Genomic DNA, 26,822 nt, shown 5'->3' on the forward strand with positions numbered 1-26,822 from the left:
GCGGTGGCCGTGAGGGGATGAGATCAACCGTTTAGGCGCAGCGCAAGGTCGCTCTGAAAGCGTACGTCATCGCCGTCCGCCAGCCAGCCTGCTTCGGCGGCGACCGCACCCAGAAAATCGGACAGTGCGTCGAGCTCGCTTTTGTGGAAATTGCCGAGCACATATCCGGTCACGCGATCTTTGTGGCCGGGGTGCCCAATGCCCATACGAATGCGGCGGAAATTTTCGCCGACATGCTGGATCATGCTGCGAATGCCATTATGGCCCGCCGCGCCGCCGCCTTGCTTGACCTTGACTTTCATCGCGGGGAGATCAAGTTCGTCATAGAAAACGGTGATATCCTCGACCGATAATTTGTAAAAATCCAACGCGGCGCGAACACTGCGCCCGCTTTCGTTCATGAAAGTTGCTGGTTTTAGCAGCAGGATTTTATGGTTGCCGATGCGTCCTTCCTGCACCCAACCCTGAAATTTTTTGGTGGGCGGCGAGAAGCGATAAATGTCTGCAATGACGTCCATCGCCATAAAACCAATATTGTGACGATGCATGGCATATTGGGGCCCCGGATTGCCGAGACCGACCCAAAGTTGCACGGACATGAAAATTCCTTTTGAACATCAGTGGGCAGAAATAAATCAGGCCCCTTTCGTTGGGAAAGGGGCCTGACCTAAGCATGTTTATCGCGTCAGCGGGGGCATTGGGGTCCCAATGCTCGCTGGATCAACGATTAAGCCTTGCGCAGGAAGTCTGCGTGGATCGGCGTGTCCTTTACAGGGTGGAACGCTACATCCTTTGGCAGAGTGGTGATGGTCTTGCCGTCCACTTCGATCAGGATTTCCGAGTCAAAAAACTTGCCCGTCATCAACTGGCGAGTCAGTAGCTTTTCTTCGACGTGGATGATTTGGGGTTCTTCGTTGCCACCATAAATGACGGCAGGAACGCGACCATTGCGACGCAGTTCACGCGAGGCTCCCTTGCCAGCGCGGTCACGCGTTTCGGCCGTCAGCGTCAGCTGATTGCTCATAACATTATCTCCATATTCAGTTCAATTTCTGCCACGCCTCCAGGGATGACCATGACAGAAGGCGCGCGAATAGCCATGTTGGCCAAGAAATGCAAGCCTAGTGGCGCAGAGCGGTCACTTTCCGACCGCGCAAGGGGGTTATTGTAGCCGTGTGACCGTCAGTCCGCGATTGTGCAACAAGGCGGGCAAACCTTCTGGGCCGACCATATGGCCAGCGCCCACCGCCAGCAAGATGGTTCCCGGTTCCGCCATGCGCTGTACAGTCCATGTTGCCCAGCGTTGGTTGCGGTCGCTAATCAGACGTTGATGGGCGTCTGGCACCTCATCGACATCTTCGTTGATTTTTCTTTCCAGTCCGATGACATCGCCTTTTGCCCATGCTGCGAGAAGCGCGAGCACGTCGTCGGAGGCGCTGTTGGCCTTGGTCATGGCTTTGTTCAGCAACAAGCGTTGGGTGTCCGGTGACAGGGTTTCAAAAATCATCAATTGGGATTCCGCGGTTTCCAGACCGCTGATCGGTTTTTTGGCGGCGGTGAACGCCTCTGTCAGCCTTGCCTCGACCCCGATGCTGCTGCTGAGCTTAGCGTCTTGCGCGGCTTTTTGGCCCAAGATTAGCATCAGCGCCCAATCGTCCAATTTATCGGACAGGGCGAGTCGCTGGGTTAAGGGAAGCGATCGGTATTGCGTCAAAGCGGCAGGGGCTAGCCGTTCGGGAACGGCCAGCGGCGTAGTGCGGGCGGCCAGTTTCGAAAAGATCGCGCCTGCTTGCTGCGCTTGCGGTGGGCTGAGTTCCAAGATCAGCATGTCTGCGGCCGCTATGGCTTTACGAACCGGGCCTGTTTGCCATTCCATATGATCGGGCAGGGCGTGCATCGTGCCCAGCAAATAAATGGAGGTGTCGTCATCGGACACCAGCCACAGGGCAGGGCGCGCTTGCTGCGTGTCGGGCGCGCCGCATGCTGTTAGCATGGCAGCGGCGCATAGAGCCGCAATGATTGCTCGAAAGCCTCCCCCAATCATAGGTCTGATCCCTTCCCCCGTGATGATGATGCGCTGGCCAAACGGATTGCAGGGCGCGCCGTTAGTAGGCCACGCGCTCGGCAGTCAGGCCGCGCTTGGCCAAATATTCTTGAACGCTGCCTTTACCAGCCAAATGACCCGAGCCAACGGCCACGAAGACGGTGCCGGGTTGTGCCAGCCGGTTTTCGAGTTTTGCGGCCCAATCTTGATTGCGGGCGTCCAGCAACAGATGGTGCAATTCGGGTGAGGTTTCGAGGGATTCGTTGATCAGCGCCGCCAGTTCTTCCGTTCGGCCTTGCAGCCACATCGACACCATATCGTCGAGAACTTGGGTCGATTGGTCCAGCGTTTTGACGCTTTCATTTAGGTAGCGTATTTGCAATTTGCTGGGCAGCATGTCGAAATAGCCCAATTGCTGTTCCACCGTTTCCAGTGCGGCAGTGGACTTATTTTGACCCTTGGCTTGAGCAGACAAAATTTTCTCGACGCCATTATTGGGGTTAAAGCCTGCTTGAACAGCGGGTAATAAGGACAAGGTTGTCGCCGCGAACCAAGGCTTGAACGCGTCAAAGGCGGTGGGTGCAAGGCCATATTTGGTCATGGCTTGGTGATAGGCGGCGCGATCTTTTTGGGACAATTGCTGCGATAGCGGCGGGGTGCCCTTGGCGAGGGCGAGGGGCATGATTTTTTGGGCCATCGCAGCGTCATCGCCATCCATCGCAATTTCCAGCATCAAGGTGTCGGCACTGGCAAAGGCGTTGCTGATGGTCGCATTTTGCCACTGTGTTTCCGGGCGTAAAAAGTGAACGGTGCCGAACAGGTAAATTTTGGTGTCATCGTCTTGCAGCAGCCACAGACCGGGTTTGGCATCGGTTGGCGCTGTCGTTTCCACTATATCAATGATCGCGCCATCAATAGTCTCGGCGGGGGCAGGCTGTGTCGCCCAACTTGTGGCAGGCAGAAGGAGCAGGGCGGGCAAGGCAATATGGGATAGGAAAGCTAGGAGGCGCATCATTCACAGGGGTCCTATTTCATGCAGAGGTCTGTGCCGTTAAAGGGCGCCTCGGCATGATTTCGATTTTCTTTGGCTCTCTATGCTAGGTGGAGACGGGTGGCAGTGAAAGCGGCAAAATAGGCCGGCATCGAGAAAAGAGCGCGGAACCACGGAAAATCCGACGATGTTTGTTACTTTATAACCGACTTTCCTGCGCTATGGCCTTGACCATCTGCGCCCTGTGCGCCAATGCGCAAACAATATTTTGCACCTGCGAAGGAAGATAGGCCGTGGCGAACGCCGAAGCCAAGCAATCGCTTAGTTTTCAGGATATGATCCTGACCCTTCATGCGTATTGGGCCGCTCGCGGCTGCGCGATTTTACAGCCCTATGATATGCGCGTGGGCGCAGGGACCTTCCATCCCGCCACCACGCTGCGTAGCCTTGGCCCAGAGCCTTGGAATGTGGCCTATGTTCAGCCAAGTCGTCGTCCGACGGACGGGCGCTATGGCGAGAACCCCAACCGGTTGCAGCATTATTATCAATATCAGGTCATCCTGAAACCGTCGCCGGCCGACCTGCAAGAACAATATTTGGGCAGCTTAAAGGCCATTGGCATTGACCCAATGTTGCACGACATTCGCTTTGTCGAAGATGACTGGGAAAGCCCGACGCTGGGCGCGTGGGGGCTGGGCTGGGAAGTTTGGTGCGATGGTATGGAGGTGACGCAATTCACCTATTTCCAGCAAATGGGCGGCTTTGATTGCAAGCCCGTTGCGGGCGAGCTGACCTATGGTCTGGAACGTCTGGCGATGTATATCCAGAATGTCGACAATGTGTATGACCTGCGCTTTTCTGACCCTGTCGGTGATGTTGCGGGGCTGAGCTATGGCGATGTCTATCTGGAAAATGAGCGTCAATTCTCGAAGTGGAACTTCGAAGTTGCCGACACGGATACGTTATTTGCGGGCTTTAAGGCGGCAGAAGCCGAATGCCAGCGCGCCATCGAAGCGGGCGTGCCCTTGGCCGCTTATGACCAAGCGATTGAGGCCAGCCATTTGTTCAATCTGCTGCAAGCACGCGGCGTGATTAGCGTGCAAGAGCGCGCCAATTATATGGCTCGCGTTCGCGATATGGCGAAGGGCAGTTGTAAGGCTTGGATTGATAGCCAATCGGAAATATGGACAGCGAAATATCCGGGGTGGACGCTATGAGCGGCGCTGACTTTTTATTAGAATTACGCAGTGAAGAAATTCCTGCGCGCATGCAGGCCGCCGCTCGGGCTGAACTGGAAAAACTGTTCCGCGCCCAAATGGCAGCGGCTGGCCTGACGGTTGGCGAACTCAGCGTCTGGTCAACGCCGCGTCGTTTGGCCCTGATCGCCAAGGATTTGCCCTTGGCAACCGCAGCGGTCAGCGAAGAGCTAAAAGGCCCGCGTAGCAGCGCACCGCCCCAAGCTTTGGAAGGTTTTCTTCGCAAAACCGGACTGACGCAGGACCAGTTGGAAGACCGCGATGGCGTTTATTTCGCCGTCATCAACAAGCCGGGCCGCGATACCAAGGCGGTGCTGGCCGAAGCCATTCCCGGCATCATTCGTGCTTTCGCTTGGCCAAAATCGATGCGCTGGGGCAAAGCCAGCACCAGCAGCGAAAGCTTGCGCTGGGTGCGTCCGCTGTCGGGCATTGTGGCGCTGCTGGGCGATGAGAGTGTCGAATGCGAAATTGGCGGCGTGGCATCGGGCCAGATCACACGTGGTCACCGCTTCCACAGCGAGGGCGATATCCACATTAGCAATGCCGCTGAATATGCAGCGAAATTGCGCGAAGCCTATGTGATCGTCGATCATGTCGAGCGTCAAAATATCGTGCGCGACGGCGCGGCGAAGGTCGCTGCCGATGCGGGCCTGACTTTGGTGGAGGATGAAGGTTTAGTCATCGAAAATGCGGGCCTGACCGAATGGCCCGTGCCTTTGCTGGGGCGCTTTGACGACGAATTTTTGGCTGTGCCGCCAGAAGTGATCCAATTGACCGCGCGCGTGAACCAAAAATATTTTGTGGTGAATGATGCGGCGGGCAAGCTCGCCAATGGCTTTGTTTGCACCAACAATATTGCGGCGACCGACGGCGGCAAAGAAATTGTCGCGGGTAACCAAAAGGTTTTGGCGGCGCGCCTTTCTGATGCGCGCTTCTTCTGGGAAGTCGATCAGAAAAAGCCGCTGGCCGTTCATGCTGAAAAGCTAGGCAATATCACTTTCCATGAAAAGCTGGGCAGCGTTGCCGATAAAGTGGCGCGTGTTGCGAAGTTGGCGGAATATATTGCTGCTAATGGTTTTGTTCCAAACTGTGATCCAGAGGCTGCGAAACAGGCTGCACTGCTTTCGAAGGCTGACCTTGTCACCGAAATGGTAGGCGAGTTTCCTGAACTTCAAGGCGTTATGGGTGGATATTACGCTCGAGCAGAAGGGCAAGCTGACGCTGTCGCAAATGCTGTGCGAGATCACTATAAGCCAATAGGTCAAGCTGACGACGTGCCCACCGCGCCAGTCACGATCGCAGTGTCTCTAGCTGATAAGCTCGATACCTTATGCGCGTTCTTTTTAATCAACGAAAAACCAACAGGGTCTAAGGATCCGTTCGCACTACGGCGCGCGGGTATAGCAATCGTTCAATTGATAACAATCAATGGTTTGCGTATGCCTATTTCCCGTGTCGCACTGGAAGCTTGTTTCGGCGTGTTGGGCACGATTTATAGGAATGAATTTGAAGAAAAGGTCGAGGATGTGCTTGGTATAGCCAAGCATATGGATCATCCAGACAATGTGCTGAACCTACTTAATTTGGCATTCCCAAAAAATAGCCCGTCAGCGAATTCTGGTGCGGCGCCAGTTGTTATTCAGCGTGACCGTGAAAACGCGGTAAAGCTCGTTGAGATTTACTCGTTTTTGATGGACCGTTTGAAAGTGCAGCAGCGTGAAGCTGGCGTGAAACATGATTTGCTCGACGCTGTTTTTAGCTTAGTCTCGACAGACGATATTGTCGTTCTACTCGCCCGCGTGAAGGCGCTGCAAGCCTTTATGGCGACCGATGACGGGGCAAATCTTCTCGCCGGTTATAAGCGCGCCGCCAATATCTTGAAGCAAGCAGGCGAGGTGGCCGATGCGCCATCCGCCAGCGCGCCGACGCCTGCGGACGCTGCTTTGAACGCCGCTTTAGAAGCGGCGGAGCCTGCCGCTCATGCGGCGGTAGAAGGCGAACGCTTCACCGATGCGATGGCGGCCTTGGCCAGCCTTCGTGCGCCGATTGACGCGTTCTTTGATGGCGTGATGGTCAATGATCCTGATGTGGCCGTCCGCGCTTATCGCTTGGGATTGCTCGATCGTTTCAAGCGCGCTGTTCACGGCGTCGCAGATTTTTCGAAGATCGAAGGGTAAGTCTTTCTATGTGCTTGTCAGGCGCGTAGGAAAACTAACTCGACCAATTATTTTTGCATAACTATTCCCCGCGAACCGTCCCGATGGGACAGCAGGAGTGTGACATGACGACGATGGTGCATTTGTTCGGCGGATCAGCCACAACGGCAGAACGCGCGAAGGAATTGCTGGGCGGCAAGGGTTCGAACCTTGCGGAAATGGCCTCGATTGGCCTGCCGGTGCCTCCCGGTTTTACGATCACCACCGAAGTTTGCACGGCCTATTACGCCAATGGGGAAAGCTATCCTGCTGGTTTGGCCGAAGAAGTTGTAAACGGTATCGTTCACATCGAAGGCATCACGGGCAAGAAGTTCGGCGACGCGACCAATCCGTTGCTGGTGTCGGTTCGTTCGGGCGCGCGGGTTTCCATGCCGGGCATGATGGACACGGTGCTGAACCTTGGTCTGAACGACGACACTGTCAAAGGCTTGGCGGACGCATCGGGTGATGCGCGCTTTGCGTGGGACAGCTATCGTCGTTTCATTCAAATGTACGCCGATGTGGTCATGGGCCTTGATCATGCAGAATTTGAAGAGGCGCTGGAGGTGGCCAAGGAAGACAAAGGTTTCTTCCTTGATACCGAAATGTCGGCCGAAGATTGGCAGAAGCTGGTCGCCGAATATCAAGCCATTGTTGAGCGCGAAACCGGCGCGCCGTTCCCGCAAGAACCCCGCGATCAATTGTGGGGCGCGATTGGCGCTGTGTTCGAAAGCTGGGAAAGCGATCGTGCGAAGGTTTATCGCCGCTTGAACTCCATCCCTGCGGAATGGGGCACGGCTGTGAACGTACAGGCCATGGTGTTCGGCAATATGGGCGACACATCGGCAACCGGCGTGGCCTTCACCCGCGACCCTGCTACCGGCGAGCGTGCATGGTATGGCGAGTGGCTGATTAATGCACAGGGCGAAGATGTTGTGGCGGGTATCCGTACCCCGCAATATCTGACCAAAGCGGCACGTGAGCGGGCAGGGGCCAAGCCTTTGTCGATGGAAGAGGCGATGCCAGAAACCTTTACCGAATTGGGTAATGTGTTCGACACGCTGGAAAATCATTATCGCGACATGCAGGACATCGAATTCACCGTGGAGCGCGGCGTATTGTGGATGCTGCAAACCCGTAGCGGAAAGCGCACCGCCAAGGCAGCGCTGAAAATCGCCGTGGATATGGCGGCCGAAGGCTTGATCTCGGAAGAAGAAGCTGTGCTGCGCGTCGATCCAAGCGCTTTGGACCAATTGCTGCATCCAACGCTGGACCCCAAGGCGCCCCGTGATGTGCTGACCAAGGGCTTGCCAGCCAGCCCCGGTGCGGCATCGGGCAAAATCATGTTCGACGCTGACAGTACCGAACAGGCCGCAGCCAAGGGTGAAGCGGTGATCCTCGTTCGCGTCGAAACATCGCCAGAAGATATTCACGGCATGCACGCCGCAAAGGGTATTTTGACCGCGCGTGGTGGCATGACCAGCCACGCGGCCGTTGTGGCGCGCGGCATGGGCCGTCCGTGCGTTTCGGGCGCTGGTGGTTTGGCCATTGATAATAATGCCAAGGTGCTGCGTATCGGTGATCGTGTCTTGAATGAAGGCGATATCATCACGTTGGATGGCGGTACGGGCGAAGTGATGGCCGGTGAAGTGCCGACCTTGCTGCCAGAATTGGTGGGCGATTTTGGCACGCTGATGACATGGGCCGACAAGGTTCGCCGCATGAAGGTGCGTACCAATGCAGAAACCCCCGCTGACGCACAGGTCGCACGCGACTTTGGCGCAGAGGGCATTGGTTTGTGCCGCACCGAACATATGTTCTTTGACGCCGACCGTATTACGGCCGTGCGTGAAATGATTCTGGCCGAAGACGAAGCTGGCCGCCGCACGGCATTGGCCAAGTTGCTGCCAGAACAGCGCAAAGATTTTGCAGGGATATTTGGCGTCATGGCGGGCCTGCCTGTGACAATCCGGCTGCTCGATCCGCCGCTGCATGAGTTTTTGCCGACCCGCGAAGAAGATTTCGCGACCGTCGCGGCGGCTGCCGGTGTGGCGGTTGAAAAGCTGAAGGCACGGGCCAACGAATTGCATGAATTCAACCCGATGCTGGGCCATCGTGGGTGCCGCCTTGGCGTCACTTACCCCGAAATCTATGAAATGCAGGCCCGTGCGATCTTTGAGGCGGCATGTGATATTGCTGAACAAAGCGGGGCCGCACCCATCCCAGAAGTGATGATCCCATTGGTGGCAAGCCGCCGTGAATTTGATCTGATGAAGGCGGTGGTCGATGAAGCAGCGCAAGCCGTGTTCGCCGAAAAGGGTCGCACGCTGGACTATTTGGTTGGCACTATGATCGAACTGCCGCGTGCGGCCTTGATGGCCGGCGAAATCGCCGATGCTGCCGAATTCTTCAGCTTTGGTACCAATGATTTGACGCAGACGACCATCGGTATCAGCCGTGACGATGCGGGTCGTTTCCTGACGCAATATGTCGACAAGGGTATTTTCCTGACCGACCCATTCGTCAGCATTGATGTCGAAGGTGTTGGCCAGTTGATTGAAATTGCAACGGAACGTGGCCGTCAGACCCGCCCCAATATTAAGCTGGGCATTTGCGGTGAGCATGGCGGCGATGCCCCAAGCATTCATTTCTGTGAACAGACTGGCTTGGACTATGTCAGCGCATCACCATATCGCGTGCCAATCGCGCGTTTGGCCGCAGCGCAATCGGCGCTGAAGAACCGGTAAAATCCGCTATCTTCTGGAAAATAATGGACGGGGCTGCGTTTATGCGCGGCCCCGTTTTTTGTGAAATATTCAAAATTTGATGGGAAATGATCATTTTAGGGCTTGCGCCCAATAGGTCGCCCACGTAAAGGGCTCTCACCGCGCACCCGTAGCTCAGCTGGATAGAGCATCAGACTACGAATCTGAGGGTCGGACGTTCGAATCGTTCCGGGTGCGCCACTTTTCCTAAAAATATATGCTATCCATTAACGCAATGCAGTGCGTTCAGGATATTTGCTGTCCGAGCCTTTTGTTCGGCCTGCACGACAATTCGTGCGATGGCTCTTGCCCATGTTTGAAATTGTGACGGCTTATTAAACTAGGGAAAATCACTCTTTCCTTAAATGATGGGTTCCCGAGATTTGCTTTGATGCAAGACAGCGGGCAGCGGCATCGAAAGGGGTTGATGTTGTTGTTGTACAGCAGAATGAGCATGTTTTATAAATGATCATATCTGATTTATAGTATATTATAAGAAATATATTAAGATTTTGATTTAATATTGCAAAGTATAATATTATTGTTATTGACATGAATATCAAAAAATTTGATAAGTGAGTGCATTTAGGGCCGAATATTAAAGAGATTTCTTGGATATGGACCAGTTAGTTCGGTACGCTGGATTTGGAGTGCTTGCACCGTTAATTGGATACCATCTGCGCCGTGCTCATGGCGCTTTTGTCGTTGATTTTGGCGCCGCGTTGAGCGGAACAGGCATGCGTCAGATTTTGGTCGGCATTTTAGCGGTTATCGCTAATCAACCGGGCATCAATCAGGGCGCTGTCGGCCGTATTTTGGATATCAAACGCGCAAATATGGTGTCATTAATTAATGAACTGGTCGATGCCCAATTGGTTTGTCGATTGGTCGACCCCCAAGATCGCCGTGCTTTTTCGTTGAACCTGACGGAGAAAGGGGCGGAGATGTTGCAGATATGTTTGGAACGTATTTCTGCACATGAACAGCGTATGTTAGAGGGGTTCACTGATCTGGAATTGGCGCAGCTTCGTGATTTATTGGGTCGTATTGCTCGCCCTGTTCCGGTTGAGGACTAGGGCCGGCTCGGGGCGAATTGGCTTAGCCACTTTAAACAGCACGGTTCCCCCTGCTGCTGCACCAAGGCCTGTTTGATGGCTCGCTAATTGGTGAACATCCATGTCTTTGCGCACGAGTAATCTGATTATCAATGAGCGGGATGAGCCGTGATATCATCGGTGCCACGCTGGGATGAGCATCCCTTCAAGTCGACACGGGAGCGTAGGAGAGCGCTGAGCTTGACGCCGCATAGCTATCTGGCGGCCATTGGTCTTTCATGGATGACAAACGCTCAATAATGCTGACATTGGCCGTGGGTAGAGGATGTTTATGACTGATGAAATTGTTGCCGTCGATATTGGTGGAACACACGCTCGCTTCGCTGTCGCCACGATTAGCCGCAGTAAATATGTGAATTTGGGCGAGGCCGTGACATTGCAAACGGCGGATTGCGCTTCATTTGAGGCGGCATGGAAAGAGTTTTCCCGTCTACGGGGCGGAACGCTGCCACGAAAAGTGGCGATTGCGGTTGCGGGCCCCGTTGGTGAGGACGATATCCGGTTCACCAACAATGCTTGGGTCATTCGGCCAAGGTTGATCGGTCCGCAACTTGGACTAGATGATATAACCATCATCAATGATTTTGAAGCGGTTGGTCACGCCTTAGCCCAAGCCGATGAACGCTATTTTGAGCATTTATGCGGACCAGATACCCCATTTCCTGTGAATGGGCGAACCTGCATCCTTGGACCGGGTACGGGACTCGGTGTCGCTCATTTGTGGAAGCAGGCGGACCAATATCATATCCAAGCGACCGAGGGCGGACATATGGGGTTTTCGCCGCTGGACGATGTCGACGATGCCATTTTGGCACGCCTAAGACGCCGGCATGGCCGTGTGTCGGTCGAACGGATGGTGGCTGGGCCCGCTATTGTCGATATATATGAAGCCCTTGCATCCTTGGCGGGGCGTCGTGTTACAGAAACGGATGACAAGCTGATTTGGGCGCTTGGTTTGGCGCGGACCGACCCCTTGGCCGCTGCGGCCGTGGATCGTTTCTGCCTGTCATTGGGCGCGGTTGCTGGCGATATGGCTTTGGCACAGGGGGCCACGGCGGTAGTGATTGCGGGCGGTTTGGGGCTTCGCATCAAGGATTGCTTAATCCGTTCTGGATTTGCGGAACGCTTTGTCGCGAAGGGACGTTTTGAAAGCTTTATGAAAGCTATTCCCGTGAAGCTGATCACGCATCCCCAAGCTGGATTATTTGGTGCGGCTGCGGCTTTTGCCAAAGAGTTTGGCTGAGCGCCGGTTGATGGTGTCCGTTGTTAGAGACGCGTAATCATGCGGATCGGGCGCTGTTAGGGATTTGTGCGGGCGTGGAGTTCCGCCTTTTGGAATCGTCATTCTAGGATTATGTGCGCCGGATTATAGAATAGTGGTGCAGCAATTGTGTGGACGGACTACGCGGATGCGAAAGATTGATGTTGGCGCAGACGATGCGCCGAGGCGAAGACATTAGACAGGAGAATAGGTGATGGCGTCGGGTTTGTTCGCCTTATTGGATGATGTTGCAACCATCGCCAAAGTGGCTGCCGCTAGCGTGGACGATATTGGGGCGGCTGCGACCAAAGCCAGTGTGAAAGCGGCGGGTGTTGTGGTGGACGACGCGGCTGTCACGCCGCGCTATGTTACGGGATTTGAACCAAAGCGCGAGTTGCCGATTATATGGCGGATCGCAAAGGGCAGTTTTTTCAACAAATTGGTTCTTATTCTTCCGGTTTTGTTGCTTTTGTCTGAGTTTGCACAATGGGCGATCACGCCAATTTTGATGGTAGGCGGCGCGTATCTTTGCTTTGAAGGCGCGGAAAAGCTGTGGCATGCCTTTCACAAATCGGATGAGACATTGGACGATCAAGCCGCCGAAGTGGCGGATACGGCCCATGAAGAACAGATGGTGTCGGGGGCCATTCGCACCGACCTCATTTTATCTGCTGAGATTATGGTTATCGCACTGAATGAAGTGATGGATGAGACGATCTGGATGCGGGCGATGACCTTGGCCGTGGTCGGGATCGGCATTACCATTGCCGTTTATGGCGTTGTCGGATTGATCGTGAAGATGGACGACATCGGCTTGGCGATGGCCAAAAATAGCCAAACGTCCATTACCAAATCCGTAGGTCGTGGACTGGTGAGTGCTATGCCGAAATTGCTGTCTGCTTTGGCGGTCATTGGCACGGCAGCCATGTTGTGGGTTGGTGGTCAAATATTCCTGCACGGACTGCATGAATATGGGATGGGCGGCATGGGTGACGCCCTGCATGACTTGGCCAAGAATATTGGCAATATGTTACCTGCGTCGGGTGTTTGGGAATGGATTGTGAATGCGGCAGGCGCAGGCATCTTTGGCGTTGCCTTGGGCAGTGCCGTCATGTTGCTGTTGAAAATATTGCCTGTTGGGCATGGTAAAACAGCGCATTAACATTTTTTGGGAACAGCCTGTGTCGGCGTCGGCATAGGCTGTTCCTCGCGAGGTTGCTTTCTGAAGGAGAGGCGATAGCCTGATGTTCAGCAAGCAACTGCTCGGCCCGAATGCCCGAGAGAAAGGCGAGATGAGATGCGCGCAAGCAATGATCAAATGGCCGCATTTTGGATGCCTTTTACGGCGAATAAAGCCTATAAAGACAATCCTCGCCAGCTGGTATCAGCGAAGGGCGTCTATTATCAGTCCGCAACGGGGCATCAGTTGCTCGATGGGACGGCGGGCTTGTGGTGCACCAATGCGGGGCATTGCCGCGATGAAATAAGCGAAGCCATTGCTTTGGCAAGCCGGACCTTGGATTTCGCTCCAACCTTTCAACTTGGCCATCCTCAGGTTTTTGCCTTGGCCGAGCGACTGGCGGCCATCATGCCCAAGGGCTTGGACCGGATATTTTTTACCAATAGTGGTTCGGAATCGGTTGATACGGCACTTAAAATTGCTTTGGCGGTTCAGCGCGCGCGGGGGCAGGCGGGACGATTTCGTTTGATTGGCCGCGAACGTGGATATCATGGAGTGGGTTTTGGCGGCACCAGTGTTGGCGGAATAGGCGCAAATCGGCGGGCTTTCGGCGGAGGCCTTGGGGGAACAGACCATTTGCGCCATACGCACGATATCAGCCGGAATAGCTTCTCACGAGGCTTTCCGCAATTTGGCATGGAACTGGCTGATGACTTGCAACGCATGGTCGATTTGCATGGGGCGGACAGTATCGCCGCGGTTATAGTGGAACCCATGGCGGGATCGACCGGGGTGATCGTGCCGCCCGTTGGATATTTGCAAAAATTGCGTCATTTATGCGACGTGCATGGCATTTTGCTGATATTTGATGAAGTTATTACCGCCTTTGGCCGTGTGGGCGGCGCGACCGCCGCCCAGCAATGGGGCGTGACACCTGATATTATTACAATGGCCAAAGGGCTGACCAACGCGGCTGTGCCGATGGGGGCGGTCGCGGTTAAACGAGAGTTGCACGACGTCATTGTCGATGGCGGAGGTGCAGGAATAGAATTGTTTCATGGCTATACCTATAGCGGCCATCCTTTGGCCTGTGCGGCGGCTTTGGCGACCTTGAACCTTTATGCCATGGAAGGGCTGTTTGACCGCGCCGTTAGCTTATCCGATTATTGGGAAGACGCCGTTCATAATTTACGCGGTTTGCCCCATATTATTGATATCCGGAATATTGGGCTGGTTGCGGGCATAGAATTGGCGCCAAGGCCTGATGCCGTCGGAGCGAGAGGGATGGAATTATTTCATCGCTGTTTTGACAACGGGCTATTGGTTCGCGCGACAGGTGACATTATCGCTTTGTCCCCGCCGCTGATTATTGAAAAACATCAAATCGATAAAATTATCGAAATTCTTTGGGAGCAAATCCAGCTTATAGCCTAGGGGCTGGCTGGTGTTGTTGGGACATCTTCATTGATTAACGGTAGGCTGATCGACACGGTGGTGCCGTGATTGACGATGCTTTCGATGCTCAACTGGCCCTGATGGCGTTCCGCAATATGTTTGACGATGGCAAGGCCCAATCCGGTACCGCCGATCGAACGGTTACGGGCGTCGTCAACGCGGTAAAATCTTTCGGTCAAGCGTGGCAAATGATCTGGTGGGATCCCGTTGCCTTGGTCACTGACTTTCAAAATGGCGCGCCGACCTTCTTGGGTCAGATGTACATGGATCGGCGTGCCTGCGCGGCCATATTTCATGGCGTTGCCGATGATATTATGCGCCAATTGGGACAATTGGCCGGTGTCGCCCATGATCGGCAAACGATGGTCGGGCAGATGGGATATGATGTCCGCAGGGCGTGGTTCAGCACTGTCTTGCAATTGATGGACCGCCGACGCCACAATGGCGGTAAGATTGACGGGTGTGGTCGGTCGGCGAAAGCGATCCGCTTCGACGCGCGAAATAGACAAGAGGTCGAGCACCAACTGCTGCATCCGTTGGGCTTCGCGCTCGATGATGCCCAAAAAGCGTTGCTGCATGGGATCGCTGTTGTCACCCATGTCCTGCAAAGTTTCAACATAGCCCAAAATGGCGGCCAAAGGAGTGCGCAATTCATGACTGGCATTGGCCACAAAGTCTGATCGCATGCGATCAGCCGCATCAATGCTGGATCGATCATTCAGCAACACAATGGCATCATTACCAGAGAGGCGAGCGATACGGATGGTCCAATGAAAGCCAGTGCGAGGGTAATCCATCAAACTGACGGGATCTGCCTGTGCATGTGATCCCGCCAATAGGGGCGTGGAAGATGGGCGGAGTAATTCGGCTGCGGCGGGATGCCGAATAGCGGTCCTGATGTCGGCACCCATAATATGCCGCCCAAGCAAGGCGACGGCCGCATCATTGGCGATCATGACGACATTGTTAGAAATGCCGATGATCGGTTCGCGTTCTTGATCGGCCCAATTGGAAAAATCCGGATGGTGAAAAATTGAACCTATTTTCCGTGCCCGCACATGGTCCGAATAGACCGCGTTGGTGGGTTCATAAAGTTCGGACGGCGTTGACGAATAAAGGGTGCATGCCGCCAACAGCGCCGCCAAAGACATGATGGTGATGGACGCTGCATTGCTGCCATAAATTATTGAAATAATAGCCCCAATGGCGATGATTGTGATGGCAATAACCAAGGCGGACAAGCGGTCAATCATCTGAATGAGTTCGCACGGACACTATCTATACGCAAGCAAGTTGATCAAAATCTTGTACCAGAAGTAAATGACGATCTGGTGACGGGTGCCCGACGGCAGGTCGCTCTGCATAGCGATCTGCCCATATTCATATCGGAAATGGGCGTTGGGCGTACAAGGCCCAAGCGCCCACCAGCCGATATTAGCCAAATGCGCCGCCTTCGCCCAAGGCGTCAGCCATCGAGCAGGCCGCTGGGCCTAGAATGACAATGAACAGGACAGGCAGGATGAACATGATCAACGGAACTGTCATGATCGCGGGCAGCTTTGCGGCCTTTTCTTCGGCGCGCATCATGCGTTCGTTGCGGAACTCTGCGGATAAAACCCGCAGGGCGCTGGCCAAAGGCGTGCCATATTTTTCGGTTTGGATCAGGGTAGTGACGACGCCCTTAATGGCTTCTAAATCGACGCGGTAGGCCAGGTTTTCAAAGGCTTGGCGTCGTTCCGTCAGAAAGCTCATTTCGATGGACGTCAGGGCAAATTCCTCACCCAATTCGGGGTAGGCGCGGCCTAGCTCGCGGGACACGCGGGCGAAGGCTGCGTCTATGGTCAGACCCGCTTCGGCACAAATTACCAACAAATCAAGCGCATCAGGAATGCCTTTGCGGATGGCGTCCGTGCGTTTGGTTTTTTTGTTCTGAACGTAAAGATCGGGCGCTTTATACCCTAATATGAGGGCGGCCATCATCGCCATGGCGCGTTTATTGCTGCTCCAGTCCGGAAAATATTCCACCACATAAATCATGAAGGCCGCAATCAACCCAAAAGCGATGGGCAAGACCATGCGGCCGAAGATGACGGCCACGGCCAAATCTTTGGAACGAATGCCCGCTTGGGCCAAATTTTGTTGAACGACGGTGATCTGTTCGTCCTGCAAAACCTTTAGTCGATCCAAGATGTTGCGCATCCGGTCGGTGGTTTCACTGCGCCGGACGAGTTTCGCACGGCGTTTGTTCGGCGAAACGGTGATGCCCGCTTTTAATTGTTCGCGGCGTTCGTTCAGCGCCTTTACGCGTTTGGCCATTGGGTCACGGACGGTCAAAATCCCGTATAAGGCGATCAATACCGCAAAAACTCCAACTGCAGCCAAGATGGTGGCGACCCAGATGACATCCACGCCCAGCAGCTTTGGGCCGCTTTGCGTTGCTGAAAAACTCGTGATGAGGAGGCTGATAGGCATGAAATTGGCCTCCTTAAATCTCGAAATTGACCATTTTGGCCATAATAAAGCCCCCAATGCTCATCCAAATGAGGCCACCAATTCCTGCTACTATCAATCGCGGCTCCACAAAGAAGCCAGCGACATAATCGGGATTCATGAAATAGACGGCACCGAACACGAAAAAGGGAAGGGAACCCACGATATAGGCCGAGGCTTTTGCTTCGGATGACATAGCGCGAATTTTCAATTTCATCTGAGCGCGCTTGCGCAATACATCAGACAAATTGTTGAAAGTCTCTGCCAAATTACCGCCGGTTTCGCGCTGAATTGCAATGGTGATGCAGAAAAATTGAAATTCGGGCGTGTCCAGCAAATCGGCTGTTTCTTGCAGCGCGGCGTCCATGCTGTTGCCGATGCGGATACGTTCGACAATCGCCTTAAATTCCTCGCCGACTGGTCCCGTTATTTCTTGCGCCACCACCGTAAATGTTTCGGTAATTGGCAAGCCAGCGCGAAGTCCGCGCACAAGCAAATCAATGGCATCGGGAAAGCGAGCGGTGAATTGCTTTACCCGCTTTTCGATCAAATAATTCAGAACCATATGAGGAAGGCCCAGCGCCACAAGGAGCCCCAAAAGCGCAGACAGGGCAAAGGGTGTCCGCAAAATTAGGAAAAAGCCAGTTGCGACCACAAAAAGGGACATCGCCGCAAAAATATATTGAGATACAGTCCAGTTTTTACCCGTGCGTCGCAGGCGTTTGACCATTTCATCGCGGCGTGGGATCAGGCCGGACAGGCTGCTGTTCCCGAGGCCGGATTTGGCTTGGATGGTCTTGCGCATTTGGGCCGCGACCACGGCTTCGGTGGAATTTGCGTGGCGGTCGATCATAGAGGCGAGGCGGCGGTTTTTGGCTTTACTGGCTGAGGGGCCCGAAAATGCGGCAAAGAGCAGCACGATCGCCAAGACCGCACTGAGCAAGATGAGGATCATTCCACTGTTCATCGTTGCCGTTTCCTCAATTCCGTCAGCCGTTGACTAAAACGCCGTGCCAAAACCCCCATCCGCTTAGCGCGTATTTTTCTGGCCGATTTTCTTTCCAAGCCCGCTCAGCTTTTGCAGCAAGGAACCGCCGGAGCCTGCTTTTGCATTTCGGTCGTTATTGACCATATCCATATCGTCGAGGGCTTGTTGCATGAGTTCGTCCCAGCCTTGGCTGGATTTCGTGCCCTGACAGACCTCGGCATAGCTTTTGCCCAGCTTGGCCGCTTGGCTGATCAGCCTTGGGTCATAAGCAAGGACCACGTCGATCATGCGTTCGATGGATGTTTCAAATTCCTTGCGCGACAATTCGCCGATACCGCTCTGGACCTTGTTAGCCACCAAAATGACGCGCGAGCGTGGGCAATTTTGTTTAAACCATGCCAGCATGCGGATGGTGTCCCGCGCCGCAGCCAAGGTGATTTCGGTAACCAGAAGGATGGTTCCCGCCTGCGCAACCAGTTGGGGGAAGGGCAGCAAGACATGACGAGGGATGTCGACGATGGTCACGTCAAAGGCGTTGCGAAGTTCTTCCTCTAGATGGAAAAAGGCCGAACCATCGGTCATATAGGGCTGATTGATCGGCGCTTCGGCGGACAGCAAGCTGAGCCGTTCAGACGCCTGAACCAAAGAACGTTCGATAAATAATCCATCGATGCGGCTGGGGTTGTCGATAGCATCGATCAAACCGCGGCCCGGTTCGACGTCCAGCGTTAGCGCGCCGGTACCAAAATGGACGTCCAAGTCCAAAAGTGAGGTACGCTGACCTGCTTTATGGCTGATCATCCACGCCAGAGAGGTGGAAACCATCGACGCGCCTACGCCGCCGCGCACGCCCACAACCGCCATCATTTGACGGGGCTGATCTTGCGGGGCGTCGCCGGATTTCGGCGCGGAGAATAAAGCGTGGGCCGACGCAAAGCTGTCGCGTAGCATTTCCGATGAAAGCGGTTTCAACAGATAATCGTGAATGCCGCTGGCTTGCAGGTCGCGATAGAGGCGGACATCGTTGATTTGTCCGGTCGCGATCACAATCGTGCCCGGTTCGCACACCTCTGCCAATTCGTTGATATCGTTGATCGGGTCGCCGGATTCCGACAGGTCCACAAATAAGATGTGGGGGCTGGCAGAAACAGAAAGCGATTGCACGGCATTGCGCAGACCGCCCTTGTGGCAGCGTTCAATCGACCAGCCCAAATCATTCGCGACATGGCGAACAAGATTGAGTGTTTCATCGTCGCAAACGAAGGCACTGAAGGGATCACGTGCGCCGGGGCCTTTGCCTGTCACGCTCATTGACCGCCTCCTCCGCCGGATTTGCTTGTTGTATTTTCTTTCAGGTCACCAGCGCCCGTTACAGGCTTTTCACGGTAGCTTTTAATCGCTTTGACGCCTTGCTGGGTGTTTGACGTGGTGCTGGAAACGCCGCGGACCAAATCATTGGAGTCGGCTACCATTGCTGCCAAATTGCCGTTGGTGGCGCAGCCATAGTTGGTCGACGTTTCGTTAAGCGGGTTGGTGGTGTAACGTCCGCTCCAGTCTGGGCAATTGGGAACATAAGCGGCGGTGCGAACCACCCGTAAACGCAGGCTATTGCCTTGAACGACCCCAGCCAATCGAGCGCCGCGCGCAGCCAGCAGTTCCCGTAAGGTGGTGAGCGTTGCGGCGTTGCCGTAAATATTATCATCTTCGATGACGACTTGGTCACCATAGCCAACGCCAATGGCCTGTAGCCATTCTTGGACACGCTCTGCCTCTTGAGAACTGATCGAGCCGCCATAGGAGGCGATGTCCAGAGTATGGGTGTTGGTGGATACCACCGGTTGATGCACGCTATCCAAAGAGCGGTTGGCCATTTGGCTGTTGCCAACGCATCCAGCCAGACCCGTAGAAAGGGCTACTAAGGTCCAGGTTGCGATAGATTTCATCACTTTGCTCCTGATGTCCGGCGGATCAATTGCGGAAGCTAAAGCCCGGGGCGGCGTCGCCCTGCGCTTTGCTGGTGGGGGCGGCGGGCGGTGCGGTTTCCAGTCGCGGAACTGGGCGGCTGCCACCCGTTTCGCCTGCGCTTTCATGGCCAGCCAGCAAACGGTTTAGGTCCGATGGGGCATTGAAGGCGTCGGTCGGCAATTTAATGGTATTCGCATCGACGGGTTTGACCAAATAGGGCGTCACGACAATAACCAATTCCGTTTCGCCGCGGCGGAAATTGTCCGACTTGAACAAGGTCCCCAGCAAAGGAATGTCGCCCAAACCGGGGATTTTGTCGATGGAGCCAATGGAGCGGTTGCTGAGCAAGCCCGCGATCATGAAGCTTTCGCCTGAACCCAATTCAACGGTGGTTTCTGCGCGGCGCACGGTGAGGGCGGGAACTTCGAAGCCCTGAAAACGGATCGCGCCTTCGGTGGAGAGTTACGAAACCTCGGGACGGACGCGCAAGCTGATGCGGCCACTGGACAACACGGTTGGTGTATAGGCTAGGCTGACACCATATTTGCGATATTCAATGGTGGTCCCTGCAAAATTCCCCGGAATGGGAATGGGGAATTCGCCGCCAGCCAGAAAATCGGCGGTTTCACCGGAAATGGCGGTCAGATTGGGCTGTGCCAATGTGGCGACCAAGCCAGACCGTTCGCCGATGTCCAGTGAGGCGATAATGTCGAGTCCGAACAGGCGGCCTGCGCCGGCCAAGGTGTTGGTGCCCGATATGGTGTTAATACCATAAGTGGTTGAGCCGTCGGGGTTATAGGTAACCGTTCCCGCCGTTCGCCCGCGTGCAATCGCGCCAAGGAAGCCATTGCCCATGGGGCCATCCCGATCCGATGTCAGGACGTTCCCGCTGATTTCCTTGACTAAGGTGCGGTTCACTTCGGCAATACGGACTTGCAGATTGACCTGAAGCGGGGTGGCCATGCGCAGGCGTGACACCAGTTTTTGGTCGTCACCAATAAAGGCTTGGACCAAACGCTCGGCTTCGGCGGCATCATCTGCTTGTTGAACGGTGCCGGTCAGCAGGGTTACGCCGTTCATGGTCGTCACGGCAATTTGCGCATCCGGCATGGCCAGCGACAACATTTGGTCGATGGTTTGAATATTGCGGCCAACCCTAACGACCTGAGAGAATATCACATGCCCAGCCGCGTTGGTGGCGACAACTGTTGTTTCACCAGGGGCCTTGCCAAAGACGAACAATTGACGATTGGACCGGACCTGAATGTCGGCGATTTTATCGTCGGCGACAAAAACATCGGTCATCGCCGCAGGGAGCGACACGAGTTGACCACGCCCGACCGATAGTTCCACCCCATTTTGCGCGTCCATTTGGCTTTGCGCTTGCAGAGCTTGGGACGGAAGGGTGAGCATGGTGGCCGTGGCCAGTGCCAAGGCTGCGCGGCGTGCTAGGCGGCGGTGTGCGATGCTGGACATCAGGTTCATCTTATTTACCCCCCACCGTAATTTCGGTGACTTTTTCGCCGCGCGATATGCGGACAACTGGTCCGCGCGGAACCGACACGACGGTACCATCGGATTGTGTGACGGTGGATTGCGGTGTTGGACGGCGCGACGGGTTGACGCGGCCGCTGACTGGCACCCAGAAACGCGATACGTCGCCGCCCGTGGTGGCCGAGGAACGGCTGGCTGTGGGACGTGCCGCAGCGGCGGCCAACATGGCGCGTTCGGCGCTGGCATTGGTGCCAGCCGGAACGCTGATGTCGCCCGATGCAATGGCGGCGTCTAACTCGCCAGCGGTCTCCGCCAACGGACGCAGCGCCAGAGAGAGGCGGCCCATGCTTTGCGCGACCGCGATTTTTTCAGCGATTTCGGGCGTCGCTTCAAGGGTGACCGAACCGAATGTCACCACTTCGGATTTACCCTCGGCATTTTCAGCCGAGATGCGTTGGTCAGTCGCTAGCACACGGACATTGCGGACGATGGTTTCGGCCGTGAACAACTTGTCGTCGGGATAGCTGCTGCCTTCCTCGACCGACAATTGCTGTGTCAACAAGACGTCGACGCGGTCGCCCGGGAAGACAAAGCCTGCGACACCTTCTTCGAGGGACACTTTGACGGTGACAGCGCGCATGCCAGGGCCCAAGGCCGCAGCAAGGAAGCCGCGATCATCGGGCTTGACGAGCGAACCTTGCGTCAAGGGCTGGCCCGCCGTCACAGGGAAACGAACGACCGTGCCCACCAAAGTTTGTGGATCGACCTTGTCTTTGACGAAATAGGCACCGTCCACCAATTCTTGGGGCCAAGGCTGGAAGCGAAAGCTGTCGGGACCAATGATGGTTCCGGCGGGCAACTGGCGGGTGGCCACCAAAATGCTGGGGCCGACCTGTGCCGCTGCCGCCGCTGGACGTCCATCTGGCGTTTCCGAGCTTTGCATCATCAAGTTCACGCCGAGCGCGGCACCGATGGCTATGACGAGCGCGCCCACAATGAGCATGATCTTTCGCGTGTCCATAGCGTTTCAAATCCTCCGTGTGGCGCCAAAAAGTTTGACGCTACCCCTCAAGCGAATGCGTTAAATGAAAAGTGGTTAAGATAATGTTTGTAGAGCACCCAAAATCCGGCAGCCGCGATGGCGACGCCATATGGCACCTGAACTTTGGATGATTCGCGCGACCATTTTGCCCGCGCCAACATGACTGCGGACAGCAATCCGCCAGCAAGTGCCATGATGGTGAGTGCGGGAAGGATGAGAGCCAAGGGAGTCCATAAACAGAGCGCGCCAATCATTTTGACGTCGCCGCCGCCCATTGCGCCGAGCGCGAATAGCCCAACGAATAAAAGAAATACCCCAATGGCGGCTGCGAGTTGAAACGCAACGTCAGGCCATAGCTCATAGCCCATCAGCCACCACAGCGGAAAAGCCGCTGCCGCGATGCTGATGTTCAGCCCATTTGAAATGGTACGAAATCGAAGGTCGCTGATGGCAGCAGCTAGTAACAGCAGCGCCAACGCCCCGATGAACCACAGTTCCATTAGAAAATTTGCCCCAAACCCCTTATGGTTAACTTCCATAGATTAACGGCGGTTGGCGTGCAACCGCTTAGGTTGGTGGTTGCAATTCATGTCTAGGCTTTTATGTCGCGAGGACATGAAATCATCTTCGCTATCGTCGGCAGATATTGTCATCATTGGGGCAGGGATTGCGGGGGCCAGCATGGCGTCTCGATTGGCCCCCACGCGTTCGGTGTTGCTAATCGAAGCGGAGGATTTTGCTGGCTATCATGCGACGGGGCGATCAGCTGCCTTCTGGCAGGAAAGCTATGGTGGTCCTGATGTACAGCCGCTGACCAGCGCATCGGAACGCATGCTGGCCCAGCCCGACGCTGGCTTTTCGGAACGATCTTTTTTGGCAGAGCGCGGCGCGTTGGTGATTGGCCAGCAGCAGGACGCTGAGCAGGTGGCCGATTTTATTCGTACATTCTCGCAGCGCGACGTCGCGGTTGCGCGCGTTGATCGGGCCGAGATGGAGTGTCGGGTGCAGGGGTTTCGTCCCGAATGGACCGAAGCCGCCGCCGAGCCCAGCTGCCGTGACATTGATGTGGCGGCTTTGCATCAGGCTTATTTGGCGAGCGCCGCGCGAGCAGGGGCAAAGTTGCTGACCCATGCCAGGGTGATAGCCGCGCACTATGATGGAAGCTTGTGGCATATTGTGACCACGCAGGGCGAGATTATGGCACCGATGGTCTTGAATGCCGCTGGGGCATGGGGCGATGATGTTGCGCGGATATTTGGAGCGCGTCCCGTGGGATTGCAGCCGCTTCGCCGAACCATGGTGCAATTGCGCTTGAACGCCGATGTGCCCGCCACCCTGCCGTTGATCGCACATGTAGGGGGTGATTTTTATTTCAAGGGGGCTGGTGAGGGGCGGATTTGGCTGAGCCCGCATGACGAGACGCCGACGGACCCGTGTGATGTGTCGCCAGAGGAAATGGATGTCGCGCTGGCGATCGATCGGTTTCAGGCGGTGGTCGATTGGCCGATTGCGGCGGTGGAGCGGAAATGGGCGGGCTTACGCACTTTCGCGCCCGACCGTCTGCCGGTGTTTGGTGCGGATCCTGATGTTCCGTCCTTTATTTGGTGCGTAGGGCAGGGCGGCTTTGGCATACAAACCGCGCCAGCGATTTCGGCCTTGCTGGCTGGGCAATTGGGCGTGCCCATAGATGATGACGCTATTGCAGCGGTTGATCCTACCCCTTATTCGCCGAAGCGTTTTTGGTAAGCGGCGCTGATCAAGCGGCCTTGGGTAAATTCACTTGCGGACCAATGCCGTCTTGCTAGCATTTTCTTTGGCCTGAGGGAGGCCGCCAAGGAGATGGTGACATGGCGCATTATTTCGAAATTAAGAAAAACAAAGGTGGCGAATTTGTCGCCTATTTTAAATATAATAGCGAAACAATGTTCTGGACTGAAGGCTATAGTAGCAAGGCAGCGGCGATCAATGCCATCGAGTCCATTAAGAAAAACGGCCCCGCAGCTGAAACGCGGGACAGTAGTTTAAGCTGACGGCGGGGCTGTAATAAGATAGCGTTGCTGCTGCGGGGATCGGCGCTCAGCCCTTGTCCCGCAACAGCATCACCGCCGCATCAGATGCCAATTGGTCGGCAATTTCATTGTCGCCATGGCCCGCATGGCCTTTGACCCAAAGCCATTCGATGGTGTGGCGCTTGCTTTCATCGACAAGGCGTTGCCACAGGTCCGCGTTGGCCACTGGCTTTTTTGCGGCTGTTTTCCAACCGTTGCGCTGCCATCCATGCACCCATTTGGTGATGCCGTCGCGGACATAGACACTGTCCGTCGACAATTGAATGTCGCAGCTACGTTTCAGTGCGGCCAAGGCTTTGATCGCCGCCATCAATTCCATTCTATTGTTGGTGGTGTCACGCTCTGCGCCGGATAGTTTCTTTACTTGATCGCCCCAGCGCAGCACGGCGCCCCAGCCGCCTGGGCCGGGGTTGCCTTTGCAGGCGCCATCGGTCGCGATAATCACGCGCTTTGTTTGGTCGCTCATCGGGTGACTAGGCCGCTGCGAAGAGTTGGGCGGCGTCAGCGCCTTGATACAGGCGCAGGCGGCGCAAAAAGGCCGCGGGGTCTTTGCGGGTGACCAGCGCATCGGCGGGTGTGTGTATCCAGTCATGTGCGCGGCTGAGCAGGAAGCGCAGCGCCGAACCGCGTGCGAGAATTGGTAAGGCAGCCAATTCCGCCTCGCTGAGTGGCACGACAGATAGATAGCCGCGCATGAGAGCAGCGGCTTGGTCGGCGTAAAATTCTTCGCCATCGGGGCTGAAGCACCATGCGGTGTGGGTGACCGCGACGTCATAGGCGCGAAAATCTGTGGCGGCGAAATAAAAGTCGATCAGGCCGGTGACTTGATTGTCCAGCATCAGAACATTGTCAGGAAACAGATCGCCATGGATTACGTGGCGTGGCAGGTCGCGCGGCCAATGTTGGTCCAGATAATCAAGTTCGGCATTCACGATATCGGCAAGGCCGCCCATGACTTGATCCAAATCGCCGATGCCAGCGGCCAAGCCACGCCAATGATGCTGGCCCATGCTGTTGTCGCGTTCAGCGGTATAGTTTTCCAGCGCCAAATGCATGTCGCCCATCGCCGCGCCCGCTGCGGCGCATTGGCCGATGGTCGGGTGGGTCAGCGAGATGCCGGACAAAAATTGGATCAGGCAGGCCGCGCGATTGCTGATTTCTTGAACCGCAATGCCGTCCTTATCGCGCAGCATGGCGGGAACAGGGCTGCCGCTTTTTGCGAGATGATCGAGCAAATCGACGAAAAAAGGCAGGTCCGCTTTTTGAACGCGCTTTTCATAAAGCGTCAGGATGAAACGCCCTTTGCTTGTTTCCAGCAGGAAGTTGCTGTTCTCTACGCCTTCGGCAATGCCCTTGCACGACAAAACGGTGCCTAGGCCATATTTGTCCACCAGTTGGGACAGATCATCAGGTTCGACGTTGGTATAGACAGCCATTATTGGGGGGACACTTCCAGGCCACGGGGCAATTTGAAGACCATATTTTCCTCTGCCGTAACAACAATATTTTCTGAAATCGGGCGATAAGCGGCGATGGTGTCGATCACCTCGCGCACCAAAGTTTCCGGCGCGCTGGCACCTGCTGTCACGCCGATGGTGCGGATGTCGTTCAGCCACGCCGTGTCGATATCCGTTCCGCGTTGCACCAGATGGGCTGGAATGCCAGCCCGCGCTGCGACTTCGACCAAGCGCAGGCTGTTGGAACTGTTCGGTGCGCCGATCACGATCATACGGTCGCAGCGGCCAACGATAGATTTGACCGCTTCTTGCCGGTTAGACGTCGCATAGCAAACATCCTCGCCGCGCGGGCCGATGATGTCGGGAAAGCGGTGTTGAAGCGCACGGATGATGTCGCGCGTATCGTCAACCGACAAGGTTGTCTGGGTCAAATAGCTGAGGCTGTTTTCCGCATAAGCGGGAAGGGCCGCAATATCGTCCACAGACTCGACCAAAGTGATTGCGCCCTCGGGCAATTGGCCCAAGGTTCCGATGACCTCTGGATGGCCTGCATGGCCAATGAAAATAATATGACGGCCAGCCTCGTGCGAACGCTCCGCTTGGCGGTGAACCTTGGATACCAAGGGGCAGGTGGCGTCGATATAATCCAGTCCGCGCGCTTCGGCTTTTGCCGGAACGGCTTTGGGGACACCATGGGCGCTGAACACCACAGGCAGATTATCGGGAACTTGGTCCAGCGATTCGACGAAAATTGCACCTTTTGCCTTGAGGGAGTCCACGACATAGCGATTGTGAACGATTTCATGGCGGACATAAACTGGGGCACCATATTTCTCGAGCGCAAGTTCGACGATACGAATGGCACGATCAACGCCGGCGCAAAAACCACGTGGTGCTGCGACCAAAACGGTGAGAAGGGCGGCATCCTCGGCATGGGGTGATGCGCTGGTGGTGGGGGCTGGGCTGGTCATGTTCATGATGGACTGGCTCTAGCCCAGACTGGCCTATCCGGTAAAGACGCTTCGTCCCCGTTGCGCGAGCGGCGATGCACCGAT

General features: G+C 55.4%; 22 protein-coding genes, 1 tRNA gene and 2 pseudogenes. 10 read left to right on the forward strand and 15 right to left on the reverse strand.

The features are described 5' to 3' along the window. Positions 1-23: 23 nt before the first annotated feature. From pth to LKO31_RS13695, 4 genes and pseudogenes are all read right to left on the reverse strand, one after another. Positions 24-593 carry an aminoacyl-tRNA hydrolase gene (gene pth, locus LKO31_RS13680; RefSeq protein WP_227691261.1) on the reverse strand — a complete coding sequence of 190 codons (570 nt, stop codon included), beginning with the start codon at positions 591-593 and terminating at the stop codon, positions 24-26. A 143-nt stretch (positions 594-736) separates the two neighbouring features. Beyond that, positions 737-1,024 (reverse strand): annotated as a pseudogene (gene rplY / locus LKO31_RS13685) (50S ribosomal protein L25); the annotation flags it as partial. Positions 1,025-1,162: 138 nt separating this feature from the next. After that, complete coding sequence (locus LKO31_RS13690) at positions 1,163-1,993, reverse strand: TraB/GumN family protein (protein WP_227691101.1); 831 nt, start codon at positions 1,991-1,993, stop codon at positions 1,163-1,165. 112 nt (positions 1,994-2,105) lie between these two features. Beyond that, a complete protein-coding gene (locus LKO31_RS13695; RefSeq protein WP_227691102.1) occupies positions 2,106-3,059 on the reverse strand; it encodes a TraB/GumN family protein in 954 nt (317 codons plus the stop codon). 311 nt (positions 3,060-3,370) lie between these two features. Between LKO31_RS13695 and LKO31_RS13700 the strand changes: the two genes are divergently transcribed. From LKO31_RS13700 to LKO31_RS13735, 8 genes are all read left to right on the forward strand, one after another. Next, the gene (locus LKO31_RS13700; RefSeq protein ID WP_227691262.1) at positions 3,371-4,252 is read left to right on the forward strand and encodes a glycine--tRNA ligase subunit alpha; all 882 of its coding nucleotides are present in this window, start codon (positions 3,371-3,373) and stop codon (positions 4,250-4,252) included. Continuing rightward, positions 4,249-6,468 carry a glycine--tRNA ligase subunit beta gene (glyS, locus tag LKO31_RS13705; protein ID WP_227691103.1) on the forward strand — a complete coding sequence of 740 codons (2,220 nt, stop codon included), beginning with the start codon at positions 4,249-4,251 and terminating at the stop codon, positions 6,466-6,468. Before LKO31_RS13700 ends, glyS begins: the two co-directional genes overlap by 4 nt. 104 nt (positions 6,469-6,572) lie before the next feature. After that, positions 6,573-9,233, forward strand: a complete 2,661-nt coding sequence (gene ppdK / locus LKO31_RS13710; protein ID WP_227691104.1) for a pyruvate, phosphate dikinase — start codon at positions 6,573-6,575, stop codon at positions 9,231-9,233. Between the two features lie 142 nt (positions 9,234-9,375). Beyond that, a tRNA-Arg gene (locus tag LKO31_RS13715) sits at positions 9,376-9,452 on the forward strand. A 416-nt stretch (positions 9,453-9,868) separates the two neighbouring features. Then, positions 9,869-10,327, forward strand: a complete 459-nt coding sequence (locus tag LKO31_RS13720) for a MarR family winged helix-turn-helix transcriptional regulator (RefSeq protein WP_227691105.1) — start codon at positions 9,869-9,871, stop codon at positions 10,325-10,327. A 310-nt stretch (positions 10,328-10,637) separates the two neighbouring features. Next, positions 10,638-11,609: a glucokinase gene (locus LKO31_RS13725; protein ID WP_227691106.1), complete on the forward strand. Its 972-nt coding sequence runs from the start codon at positions 10,638-10,640 to the stop codon at positions 11,607-11,609. 232 nt (positions 11,610-11,841) lie between these two features. Then, a complete protein-coding gene (locus LKO31_RS13730; RefSeq protein ID WP_227691107.1) occupies positions 11,842-12,789 on the forward strand; it encodes a DUF808 domain-containing protein in 948 nt (315 codons plus the stop codon). A gap of 135 nt (positions 12,790-12,924) precedes the next feature. Then, positions 12,925-14,241, forward strand: coding sequence for an aspartate aminotransferase family protein (locus LKO31_RS13735; protein WP_227691108.1), 1,317 nt, complete (start codon positions 12,925-12,927; stop codon positions 14,239-14,241). Here LKO31_RS13735 and LKO31_RS13740 read toward each other — a convergent pair. The 8 genes and pseudogenes from LKO31_RS13740 to LKO31_RS13775 form a co-directional block, all read right to left on the reverse strand. Beyond that, positions 14,238-15,515 (reverse strand): sensor histidine kinase, encoded by a 1,278-nt coding sequence (locus LKO31_RS13740; protein ID WP_227691109.1) that lies wholly within the window; start codon positions 15,513-15,515, stop codon positions 14,238-14,240. The two genes, LKO31_RS13735 and LKO31_RS13740, sit on opposite strands and share 4 nt — an antisense overlap. A gap of 181 nt (positions 15,516-15,696) precedes the next feature. Continuing rightward, a complete protein-coding gene (locus tag LKO31_RS13745) occupies positions 15,697-16,734 on the reverse strand; it encodes a type II secretion system F family protein (RefSeq protein WP_227691110.1) in 1,038 nt (345 codons plus the stop codon). Between the two features lie 13 nt (positions 16,735-16,747). Further along, a complete protein-coding gene (locus LKO31_RS13750; protein WP_227691111.1) occupies positions 16,748-17,719 on the reverse strand; it encodes a type II secretion system F family protein in 972 nt (323 codons plus the stop codon). A gap of 63 nt (positions 17,720-17,782) precedes the next feature. Continuing rightward, positions 17,783-19,051 (reverse strand): AAA family ATPase, encoded by a 1,269-nt coding sequence (locus LKO31_RS13755; RefSeq protein ID WP_227691112.1) that lies wholly within the window; start codon positions 19,049-19,051, stop codon positions 17,783-17,785. Further along, a complete protein-coding gene (locus LKO31_RS13760; protein ID WP_227691113.1) occupies positions 19,048-19,683 on the reverse strand; it encodes a CpaD family pilus assembly protein in 636 nt (211 codons plus the stop codon). Before LKO31_RS13760 ends, LKO31_RS13755 begins: the two co-directional genes overlap by 4 nt. A 25-nt stretch (positions 19,684-19,708) precedes the next feature. Beyond that, positions 19,709-21,280, reverse strand: a pseudogene (locus LKO31_RS13765) (type II and III secretion system protein family protein). Next, a complete protein-coding gene (gene cpaB, locus LKO31_RS13770) occupies positions 21,192-22,220 on the reverse strand; it encodes a Flp pilus assembly protein CpaB (protein ID WP_227691114.1) in 1,029 nt (342 codons plus the stop codon). The pseudogene LKO31_RS13765 and the gene cpaB overlap by 89 nt, the downstream one beginning before the upstream one ends. Before the next feature lie 47 nt (positions 22,221-22,267). Next, positions 22,268-22,741 (reverse strand): A24 family peptidase, encoded by a 474-nt coding sequence (locus tag LKO31_RS13775; protein WP_227691115.1) that lies wholly within the window; start codon positions 22,739-22,741, stop codon positions 22,268-22,270. 115 nt (positions 22,742-22,856) lie between these two features. Between LKO31_RS13775 and LKO31_RS13780 the strand changes: the two genes are divergently transcribed. After that, entirely contained in the window at positions 22,857-23,987 is a 1,131-nt protein-coding gene (locus LKO31_RS13780) for an NAD(P)/FAD-dependent oxidoreductase (protein WP_227691116.1), read from the forward strand. 101 nt (positions 23,988-24,088) lie between these two features. Continuing rightward, positions 24,089-24,271, forward strand: coding sequence for a YegP family protein (locus tag LKO31_RS13785; RefSeq protein WP_227691117.1), 183 nt, complete (start codon positions 24,089-24,091; stop codon positions 24,269-24,271). 46 nt (positions 24,272-24,317) lie between these two features. On the opposite strand, the gene rnhA is transcribed toward LKO31_RS13785, so the two are convergent. Genes rnhA through ispH form a run of 3 tightly spaced genes read right to left on the reverse strand, consistent with a single transcriptional unit; the run spans position 24,318 to position 26,738 of the window. Further along, positions 24,318-24,776 (reverse strand): ribonuclease HI, encoded by a 459-nt coding sequence (gene rnhA, locus LKO31_RS13790; RefSeq protein WP_227691118.1) that lies wholly within the window; start codon positions 24,774-24,776, stop codon positions 24,318-24,320. 7 nt (positions 24,777-24,783) lie between these two features. Next, on the reverse strand, positions 24,784-25,746 hold the full coding sequence (thrB, locus tag LKO31_RS13795; RefSeq protein WP_227691119.1) for a homoserine kinase: 963 nt from the start codon (positions 25,744-25,746) through the stop codon (positions 24,784-24,786). Then, the gene (ispH, locus tag LKO31_RS13800; protein WP_227691263.1) at positions 25,746-26,738 is read right to left on the reverse strand and encodes a 4-hydroxy-3-methylbut-2-enyl diphosphate reductase; all 993 of its coding nucleotides are present in this window, start codon (positions 26,736-26,738) and stop codon (positions 25,746-25,748) included. Before ispH ends, thrB begins: the two co-directional genes overlap by 1 nt. Positions 26,739-26,822: the final 84 nt, after the last annotated feature.

Origin of the sequence: Sphingopyxis yananensis, from assembly GCF_020687785.1 — a bacterium.
GTDB classification, from domain to species: Bacteria; Pseudomonadota; Alphaproteobacteria; order Sphingomonadales; family Sphingomonadaceae; genus Sphingopyxis; species Sphingopyxis yananensis.

What these genes read in the sequence shown, in the direction of transcription:
- LKO31_RS13690 (WP_227691101.1), bottom strand. Translation starts at nt 1,993, where the DNA reads ATGCTAACAGCATGCGGCGCGCCCGACACGCAGCAAGCGCGCCCTGCC.
- LKO31_RS13695 (WP_227691102.1), bottom strand. Translation starts at nt 3,059, where the DNA reads ATGATGCGCCTCCTAGCTTTCCTATCCCATATTGCCTTGCCCGCCCTG.
- LKO31_RS13700 (WP_227691262.1), top strand. Translation starts at nt 3,371, where the DNA reads ATGATCCTGACCCTTCATGCGTATTGGGCCGCTCGCGGCTGCGCGATT.
- glyS (WP_227691103.1), top strand. Translation starts at nt 4,249, where the DNA reads ATGAGCGGCGCTGACTTTTTATTAGAATTACGCAGTGAAGAAATTCCT.
- ppdK (WP_227691104.1), top strand. Translation starts at nt 6,573, where the DNA reads ATGACGACGATGGTGCATTTGTTCGGCGGATCAGCCACAACGGCAGAA.
- LKO31_RS13720 (WP_227691105.1), top strand. Translation starts at nt 9,869, where the DNA reads ATGGACCAGTTAGTTCGGTACGCTGGATTTGGAGTGCTTGCACCGTTA.
- LKO31_RS13725 (WP_227691106.1), top strand. Translation starts at nt 10,638, where the DNA reads ATGACTGATGAAATTGTTGCCGTCGATATTGGTGGAACACACGCTCGC.
- LKO31_RS13730 (WP_227691107.1), top strand. Translation starts at nt 11,842, where the DNA reads ATGGCGTCGGGTTTGTTCGCCTTATTGGATGATGTTGCAACCATCGCC.
- LKO31_RS13735 (WP_227691108.1), top strand. Translation starts at nt 12,925, where the DNA reads ATGCGCGCAAGCAATGATCAAATGGCCGCATTTTGGATGCCTTTTACG.
- LKO31_RS13740 (WP_227691109.1), bottom strand. Translation starts at nt 15,515, where the DNA reads ATGATTGACCGCTTGTCCGCCTTGGTTATTGCCATCACAATCATCGCC.
- LKO31_RS13745 (WP_227691110.1), bottom strand. Translation starts at nt 16,734, where the DNA reads ATGCCTATCAGCCTCCTCATCACGAGTTTTTCAGCAACGCAAAGCGGC.
- LKO31_RS13750 (WP_227691111.1), bottom strand. Translation starts at nt 17,719, where the DNA reads ATGAACAGTGGAATGATCCTCATCTTGCTCAGTGCGGTCTTGGCGATC.
- LKO31_RS13755 (WP_227691112.1), bottom strand. Translation starts at nt 19,051, where the DNA reads ATGAGCGTGACAGGCAAAGGCCCCGGCGCACGTGATCCCTTCAGTGCC.
- LKO31_RS13760 (WP_227691113.1), bottom strand. Translation starts at nt 19,683, where the DNA reads ATGAAATCTATCGCAACCTGGACCTTAGTAGCCCTTTCTACGGGTCTG.
- cpaB (WP_227691114.1), bottom strand. Translation starts at nt 22,220, where the DNA reads ATGGACACGCGAAAGATCATGCTCATTGTGGGCGCGCTCGTCATAGCC.
- LKO31_RS13775 (WP_227691115.1), bottom strand. Translation starts at nt 22,741, where the DNA reads ATGGAACTGTGGTTCATCGGGGCGTTGGCGCTGCTGTTACTAGCTGCT.
- LKO31_RS13780 (WP_227691116.1), top strand. Translation starts at nt 22,857, where the DNA reads ATGAAATCATCTTCGCTATCGTCGGCAGATATTGTCATCATTGGGGCA.
- LKO31_RS13785 (WP_227691117.1), top strand. Translation starts at nt 24,089, where the DNA reads ATGGCGCATTATTTCGAAATTAAGAAAAACAAAGGTGGCGAATTTGTC.
- rnhA (WP_227691118.1), bottom strand. Translation starts at nt 24,776, where the DNA reads ATGAGCGACCAAACAAAGCGCGTGATTATCGCGACCGATGGCGCCTGC.
- thrB (WP_227691119.1), bottom strand. Translation starts at nt 25,746, where the DNA reads ATGGCTGTCTATACCAACGTCGAACCTGATGATCTGTCCCAACTGGTG.
- ispH (WP_227691263.1), bottom strand. Translation starts at nt 26,738, where the DNA reads ATGACCAGCCCAGCCCCCACCACCAGCGCATCACCCCATGCCGAGGAT.